The organism is Shigella sp. FC1567 (assembly GCF_001743015.1).
Classification (GTDB): Bacteria; Pseudomonadota; Gammaproteobacteria; order Enterobacterales; family Enterobacteriaceae; genus Escherichia; species Escherichia coli.
In genome coordinates this window covers 22,101-29,956 of sequence record NZ_MIIV01000244.1, presented here as the reverse complement: position 1 = coordinate 29,956, position 7,856 = coordinate 22,101, and the positions used below count along the sequence as shown (strand labels likewise).

The window sequence follows — 7,856 nt, the reverse complement described above, 5'->3', positions numbered from 1 at the left end:
CACTTGGCAGAGTGTGACCACAGGATAATGCGCTCTGAGTTTCCCGATTATCGAGAACAGTTCAGGGAGTCTGACATCAAGAGCGCGGTAGCCTTTTTTAATATTTCATTCTCCATTTCAATGCGTTGTAGCTTTTTCCTCAGCTTACGTATTTCGATTTGTTCTGGTGTTATCGGAGAGGCTTTTGGTGTTTTGCCCTGACGCTCATCACGCAGTTGTTTGCCCCATCTTGTCATTGTGGAAAGGCCAACATCCATAGCTTTGGCGGCATCTGCCACCGTGTATTTCTGGTCAACAACCAGTTGAGCGGATTCGCGTTTAAACTCTGCGCTAAAATTTCTTTTTTTCATTGGAGCACCTGTGTTGTTCTGAGGTGAGCATATCACCTCTGTTCAGGTGGCCAAATTCAGTGTGCCACTTCAATATCAACTACTATGGTGGGCGCAGCGAAACGGAATTAACCACCGCCCAACTGACGCTGATCACCGATGAAGGATCGGTCAATGAGAAACAGGAAACATTTATTGTACCGATGCGTAATGCTGGCGAGCTGACGCTGGTGAAAAGTTTTGACTGGTGATCCATCCCTTCACACAACCTGGCTCTCTCTTTTTTCAGATAAGACTGCTGGGCGATCTGCCGACGCCAGGATATAACCATTAACAAGCGTCGGCAGATTGGTCATTTCTTATTTTTCGTACTGAGAACTGTCCATCTACTCCGGCTTTCCTGGTTAAGGCAATGGTTTCTAAGCGATACGCATTATTGCAATAATGACAGAACATTGCGGTAACACGCTTTTACCGCTACCTTAACCACACTCCATCGGTCACCTGAGGCGGAGCTTCGCCCCTTTGAAATACCTTGCTTCTTTTCGTACAACCCTGAAAGCCTCGCGCTACATGTTCAGAGCATTGGCGTTAGTGCTCTGGCTGTTGATTGCTTTTTCATCCGTTTTTTACATCGTTAATGCGTTACATCAGCGAGAATCGGAAATTCGTCAGGAATTTAATCTGAGTTCCGATCAGGCTCAGCGCTTTATTCAACGCACCTCTGATGTGATGAAAGAGCTGAAGTACATCGCCGAAAATCGCTTATCGGCAGAAAACGGTGTGCTTTCCCCGCGTGGACGAGAAACGCAGGCGGATGTGCCTGCGTTTGAACCGCTGTTTGCCGACTCCGATTGTTCCGCAATGAGTAACACCTGGCGAGGTTCTCTGGAGTCATTGGCGTGGTTTATGCGCTACTGGCGCGATAATTTTTCTGCGGCTTACGATCTAAACCGGGTATTTTTAATCGGCAGCGATAACCTCTGCATGGCCAATTTCGGTCTGCGTGATATGCCAGTGGAACGCGATACCGCGTTGAAAGCTTTGCATGAACGCATCAATAAATATCGAAATGCACCACAAGATGATAGCGGCAGTAACCTCTACTGGATCAGCGAAGGTCCGCGCCCTGGCGTCGGGTATTTTTACGCGTTGACGCCAGTTTATCTGGCGAACCGGTTGCAGGCGCTTTTGGGGGTCGAGCAGACCATCCGGATGGAGAACTTTTTCTTACCGGGTACGTTGCCGATGGGGGTTACCATTCTTGATGAAAATGGTCATACCCTGATTTCGCTTACCGGACCAGAAAGTAAAATTAAGGGCGAGCCTCGCTGGATGCAGGAACGCTCCTGGTTTGGCTATACGGAAGGGTTCCGGGAGCTGGTGCTGAAGAAAAATCTGCCACCCTCATCGCTAAGCATCGTGTATTCGGTGCCGGTTGATAAGGTGCTGGAACGCATTCGCATGTTGATCCTTAACGCAATTTTGCTGAATGTGCTTGCCGGAGCTGCATTGTTTACTCTCGCACGGATGTACGAGCGACGTATTTTCATTCCGGCGGAAAGCGACGCCCTGCGACTGGAAGAACATGAGCAGTTCAATCGCAAGATTGTCGCCTCCGCGCCAGTGGGTATCTGCATTTTGCGTACCGCTGATGGCGTCAATATTTTAAGTAACGAACTGGCGCATACCTATCTCAATATGCTTACGCATGAGGACCGCCAACGACTGACGCAAATTATCTGTGGGCAGCAGGTCAATTTTGTTGATGTCCTGACCAGCAACAATACCAATCTGCAAATCAGCTTCGTCCATTCGCGCTATCGTAATGAAAACGTGGCCATTTGTGTGCTGGTGGATGTTTCTTCGCGCGTGAAGATGGAAGAGTCGTTGCAGGAGATGGCACAAGCAGCGGAACAGGCGAGCCAGTCAAAATCGATGTTCCTTGCCACCGTCAGTCATGAGCTGCGAACGCCGCTGTATGGCATTATCGGTAACCTGGATCTGTTGCAAACCAAAGAGTTACCGAAAGGCGTCGATCGGCTGGTGACGGCAATGAACAACTCTTCCAGCCTGTTGTTGAAAATTATCAGCGATATTCTCGATTTCTCGAAGATTGAATCGGAACAGTTGAAGATCGAACCGCGTGAGTTTTCACCGCGTGAAGTGATGAACCACATCACCGCCAACTATTTACCGCTGGTGGTACGCAAGCAGTTAGGCTTGTACTGCTTTATTGAACCGGATGTGCCAGTGGCCTTAAATGGCGACCCGATGCGTTTACAGCAGGTCATCTCCAACCTGTTGAGTAACGCCATAAAATTCACCGATACCGGCTGTATAGTTTTGCATGTCCGCGCTGATGGCGATTATCTCTCTATCCGTGTTCGCGATACCGGCGTGGGGATTCCGGCGAAAGAAGTGGTGCGCTTGTTTGATCCCTTCTTCCAGGTCGGAACGGGCGTACAGCGAAACTTCCAGGGGACCGGTCTGGGTCTGGCGATTTGTGAAAAACTGATCAGCATGATGGACGGCGATATCTCGGTAGATTCAGAACCGGGAATGGGCAGCCAGTTTACCGTGCGTATTCCGTTGTACGGCGCTCAGTACCCGCAGAAAAAAGGCGTGGAAGGGTTGAGTGGTAAACGCTGCTGGCTGGCGGTCCGCAATGCGTCGCTCTGTCAGTTCCTGGAAACTAGTTTGCAGCGCAGCGGCATCGTCGTTACAACATACGAAGGGCAGGAACCGACTCCCGAAGATGTGTTAATTACTGACGAGGTAGTGAGTAAAAAATGGCAGGGTAGAGCGGTAGTGACCTTCTGTCGTCGCCATATTGGTATTCCGCTGGAGAAAGCGCCAGGGGAGTGGGTACACAGTGTGGCTGCCCCGCATGAGCTACCGGCATTGTTGGCGCGTATTTATTTGATCGAGATGGAGAGCGACGATCCTGCTAACGCTCTGCCGTCGACGGACAAAGCGGTCAGCGATAATGACGATATGATGATTCTGGTCGTGGATGATCATCCGATTAACCGACGTCTGCTGGCAGATCAGTTGGGATCGTTGGGCTATCAATGTAAAACCGCGAATGATGGTGTCGATGCGCTTAATGTACTTAGCAAGAATCATATTGATATCGTGCTTAGCGACGTCAACATGCCAAATATGGATGGTTACCGCTTGACGCAACGCATTCGTCAGTTGGGACTGACGTTGCCGGTAATCGGAGTAACTGCTAATGCGTTGGCTGAAGAGAAGCAGCGGTGTCTGGAGTCCGGTATGGACAGCTGCCTGTCGAAGCCGGTAACGCTGGATGTGATAAAACAGACGCTGACGGTATATGCCGAGAGGGTCAGGAAATCGCGGGAATCGTAGGACGGATAAGGTGTTTATGTCGCATCTGGCATTCAGTGCAAATGCCAGATGCGACGCTGACGCGTCTTATCTGGCCTACTTTGATGTAATCTGTTGAAATAATGGGAATCGTAGGACGCATAAGGCGTTTACGCCGCATCCGGCAATCGGTGCAAATGCCAGATAAGACACTAACGCGTCTTATCTGGCCTACAGGTGATTAGTCTTTATCTGCCGGACTTAACGTCACTGAAGAGAGATAATTCAGCAGGGCGATATCGTTCTCGACACCCAGCTTCATCATCGCAGATTTCTTCTGGCTACTGATGGTTTTAATACTGCGGTTCAGCTTTTTAGCGATCTCGGTCACCAAGAAGCCTTCCGCAAACAGGCGCAGAACTTCACTCTCTTTTGGCGAGAGACGCTTGTCACCGTAACCACCAGCACTGATTTTTTCCAACAGGCGAGAAACGCTTTCCGGGGTAAATTTCTTCCCTTTCTGCAGCGCGGCGAGAGCTTTCGGCAGATCGGTCGGTGCACCTTGTTTCAGCACGATCCCTTCGATATCCAGATCCAATACCGCACTAAGAATCGCCGGGTTGTTGTTCATAGTCAGAACAATGATCGACAGGCTTGGGAAATGGCGCTTGATGTACTTGATTAAGGTAATGCCATCGCCGTACTTATCGCCAGGCATGGAGAGATCGGTAATCAACACATGCGCATCCAGTTTCGGCAGGTTGTTGATCAGTGCTGTAGAGTCTTCAAATTCGCCGACAACATTCACCCACTCAATTTGCTCAAGTGATTTGCGAATACCGAACAAGACTATCGGATGGTCATCGGCAATAATTACGTTCATATTGTTCATGTAATAGGCTACCTTGCTACAGCAAGCTCTTGACATAACTGTCAATGTCGCTGATGTATTTTTCTATTCCTGGAACATCCTTCTCACGAATCAGATGTTCCAGCGTTTCACATAACTGCTTGCCGGGTACCAGATTTAGCATGGCAAATACGCCTTTAAGACGATGAGCCGTTTGGGCTAACGCAGCAAAGTCACTGGTTGCTGCTTCAGTATACAGCCTCTTAACATCATCCGGTACTGTGTCTACAAAGAGCGCATAATAGCCGCTGGCATGGAGTTGCGCATTTTCATCTCCGCCCAGAGGCGATTCTGTCACCTCTTCCTGCGCCAGTTGCACTTCAATTAATTGTAAGACCGCTTCCTGCATAGCGTTGCTCATATTGAAGTTGACGCACAATTGACCAGGCCCAATTTCCCGTACGCCAGACTCATCATCGCTTAAAAGCAAGCCAGAGGCAGTAAGATTAGACGGATTATCCGTTAAAAAGATATCATAATCTTGACTAATTAATCTTTCATCGGGTGTGATACAGGTTGCACCCCAATTTTCTAACTGGCGAGTGACAATATTCCGAATTTCTGCCGAAGTAACATCCACCATTACGCAGACATCATCCAGTAAACGCTCTTCTTCCTCTTCAACTTCCGGGTCAGCGGCGAGCATTTTGATATGCACAGAGTAGCGTGTACCAAGCCCATCCCGCGTTTTGATGTTTAAATGACCGCCCAGTTTACGCGCCAGTTGATCGCTCAGCCAGAATGCCAGCGGGTCCGCCTTGCCATAGCGATCGTTTTGGGGCTGGTTGATAAACGGGAAGTGCAAATTATCCATTTCATGAATACTTACGCCTTCTCCCGTGTCCAGAATGCGGAATGTCAGGCGGTCTTCAGAGGACTCATCCTGATCAACCTCAAGGGTGATTTTTCCCAATTGCGTTGAGGTCACGGCATATTGCATCAGTAGCAGCAAAATACGTCGTAAGGCATCGCGATCGCCGCGGCGCATATCGTGTGCTTTCAGATGATTGTTAATCAGCAGTTGCAGACCTTTACGCTTGATGGCAGGCAACACTGAAGGCACAACTTCATCAATTAAATCCTGCACGGAGAACAGCACCGTCTCACTTTTCCAGCTATCGTCCGCAAGCATGTTCGCTAACTGTATTTCATCGACCAGCCGCACCAGCACATCTGCCTGATTCGCCAGTTGTTTGCTTTCCGGGGCGTTGAGTTTAGCCGCGCTCTCCGCCAGGGACTGTGCGGGTTCTTTCAGCGCATCGCCAATGTTTTTCATAAAGGTCATCCGCCCCTGCTGGTTTTTCTCATACAGACGCTGCGCCTGCTTGAGTTTCTTGTTTACCAGCACTTCGCGATCCTGATCGCGAATAATGAAAATTTGTGTGCGCGGCGCGACCTGGCTGCGGAACATGCGGATCTCATACAGCTCGTTATTGATCGTCGCCTGAATAATCCCCTGATGCTGTTCCGCCATGGTGGTGATGTTTTGCAGATTCAAATGCGGCAGCAAATGATCGGCAATTTTGTTACTTATGACAGTGCGGTTCGATTCCTGATCGTGAACCAGCAGGCCGAGCGGCAGCAGTGAGACTATCTCTTCATTAATTGCCCGTAAAATGCGCAATTCGTTATTGACCGCCGTGCTGGGTAGACTTTCTGTACTGCGGCTGGAGAAATGGCGGAATGTGGTATAGCCAAATAACGCCAGCGCCAGCAAACCGATGTTCAGCAGCAGTGGCAGCAGAATGTTTTGCAACGTATCCAGCAATAAGGTGCCATAAGGAACCTGCCAGACCAGGCGCATATCGGTAGAGTTGAGTGCCGAGGAGATTTCAATCTTCGTACTGTTAAAGTGGATACTGACGCTATCCGTCCCTTCTTTCTCATTATCATTGTCTCCCGTTGCCGTCGCGTCTGGCTCAAGGCGGAAACTGTCCAGCGGCATACCCGGTGGGATCAAATCATTAATCGGTAGATCAAAAGCTACGACCGTTGCCAGATGTCCCGGCTGGTTGAACGTGGTACGCAAGGTAAAGTAATGACCGTTCTGCCAGGCCAGGCGGCGCATGTTAGAAAAACTTTCGCGTTCATCGAGGGCGTTGGCCTGTTGCAACATCTCTGCACGACGTGAATCAACAATGTCGCTGATGGTCGATTCTTTAAATCCGGAGGTGAGATCTTTGAGGGGCAGGGTTGAGATCAGCACCAGACTGTTATCCTGACCATTCAGGTAATACATCGACCACGGTACATTTTCTGCGCCCCACAATGTGTCCAGATAGGTGGACATCCGCTGAGTCATCTCAAGCGTTGAGTTGTCGTGAGAGCCAAAGATTAACGCTTCCGTTTTGCGGCGCGGTTTCTCCAGATAGTAGACATCCTGTTTCAGGCGCGTCTCTTGTAAACCTTCGCCGGAGGAGGGGGAGGTTGTCGCGGCAATGTTGTCGTAGATCTGCCAGGTCACGTAACGCCAGGTATTGACGCGCTTTTGGATAGCGTGGGTAATGTCGACAATCTGGTAACTTTTATCTTTCAGCCATGCGTTAACGGCGCTTTGTACCATTACACCCATCGTCACCAGTAACACAATGATCAACAGTAAAAAGAAGCGGGTAATGCTCCCCGGTAGGAGTGAAAAGCGGGTCGTGGCCGTTGTCTCTTTCTGACGCATTCGTGTTTATGACCTGTTAAAACTTCGCGAAGTGATAGGGCAGTATAAAGGGTACAGTGTGAAATTCCAGACTCTTACCTGATTGATGATTCTCTATTCTCCCGTGATATTTATCATCCTGCATTGGGGGAAATAGATGTACAAGCGCCATTTTGCTGTACAAATAACCTACAAAAAGCCCAACGAAATTAATTGCAAATAAACGATGATTGCTGGAAATTATGCTGATGTTAATTATTTGTGAAATAGTTAACAAGCGTTATAGTTTTTCTGTGGTAGCACAGAATAATGAAAAGTGTGTAAAGAAGGGTAAAAAAAACCGGATGCGAGGCATCGGTTGAAATAGGGGTAAACAGACATTCAGAAATGAATGACGGTAATAAATAAAGTTAATGATGATAGCGGGAGTTATTCTAGTTGCGAGTGAAGGTTTTGTTTTGACATTCAGTGCTGTCAAATACTTAAGAATAAGTTATTGATTTTAACCTTGAATTATTATTGCTTGATGTTAGGTGCTTATTTCGCCATTCCACAATAATCTTAAAAAGTTCCCTTGTATTTACATTTTGAAACATCTATAGCGATAAATGAAACATCTTAAAAGTTTTAGTAT

Annotated in this window: 3 protein-coding genes and 2 pseudogenes; 2 read left to right on the top strand and 3 right to left on the bottom strand. The window is 48.4% G+C overall.

What is annotated here, in order from left to right; translation table 11 throughout:
• Positions 1 to 350 (bottom strand): annotated as a pseudogene (locus BHE85_RS14705) (transposase); the annotation flags it as partial.
• A gap of 74 nt (positions 351 to 424) precedes the next feature.
• Here BHE85_RS14705 and BHE85_RS14700 point away from each other — a divergent pair.
• Both BHE85_RS14700 and rcsC read left to right on the top strand, forming a co-directional pair.
• Positions 425 to 580: pseudogene (locus BHE85_RS14700) on the top strand (DUF2135 domain-containing protein); the annotation flags it as partial.
• A gap of 274 nt (positions 581 to 854) precedes the next feature.
• Entirely contained in the window at positions 855 to 3,704 is a 2,850-nt protein-coding gene (rcsC, locus tag BHE85_RS14695) for a two-component system sensor histidine kinase RcsC (RefSeq protein WP_000876035.1), read from the top strand.
• A gap of 199 nt (positions 3,705 to 3,903) precedes the next feature.
• Here the strand turns inward: rcsC and rcsB are convergent, their stop codons facing one another.
• Both rcsB and rcsD read right to left on the bottom strand, forming a co-directional pair.
• Complete coding sequence (rcsB, locus tag BHE85_RS14690; RefSeq protein ID WP_001061917.1) at positions 3,904 to 4,554, bottom strand: response regulator transcription factor RcsB; 651 nt, start codon at positions 4,552 to 4,554, stop codon at positions 3,904 to 3,906.
• 16 nt (positions 4,555 to 4,570) lie between these two features.
• Positions 4,571 to 7,243: a phosphotransferase RcsD gene (gene rcsD / locus BHE85_RS14685; protein ID WP_001249157.1), complete on the bottom strand. Its 2,673-nt coding sequence runs from the start codon at positions 7,241 to 7,243 to the stop codon at positions 4,571 to 4,573.
• Positions 7,244 to 7,856 lie beyond the last annotated feature (613 nt).

What these genes read in the sequence shown, in the direction of transcription:
- rcsB (WP_001061917.1), bottom strand. Translation starts at nt 4,554, where the DNA reads ATGAACAATATGAACGTAATTATTGCCGATGACCATCCGATAGTCTTG.
- rcsD (WP_001249157.1), bottom strand. Translation starts at nt 7,243, where the DNA reads ATGCGTCAGAAAGAGACAACGGCCACGACCCGCTTTTCACTCCTACCG.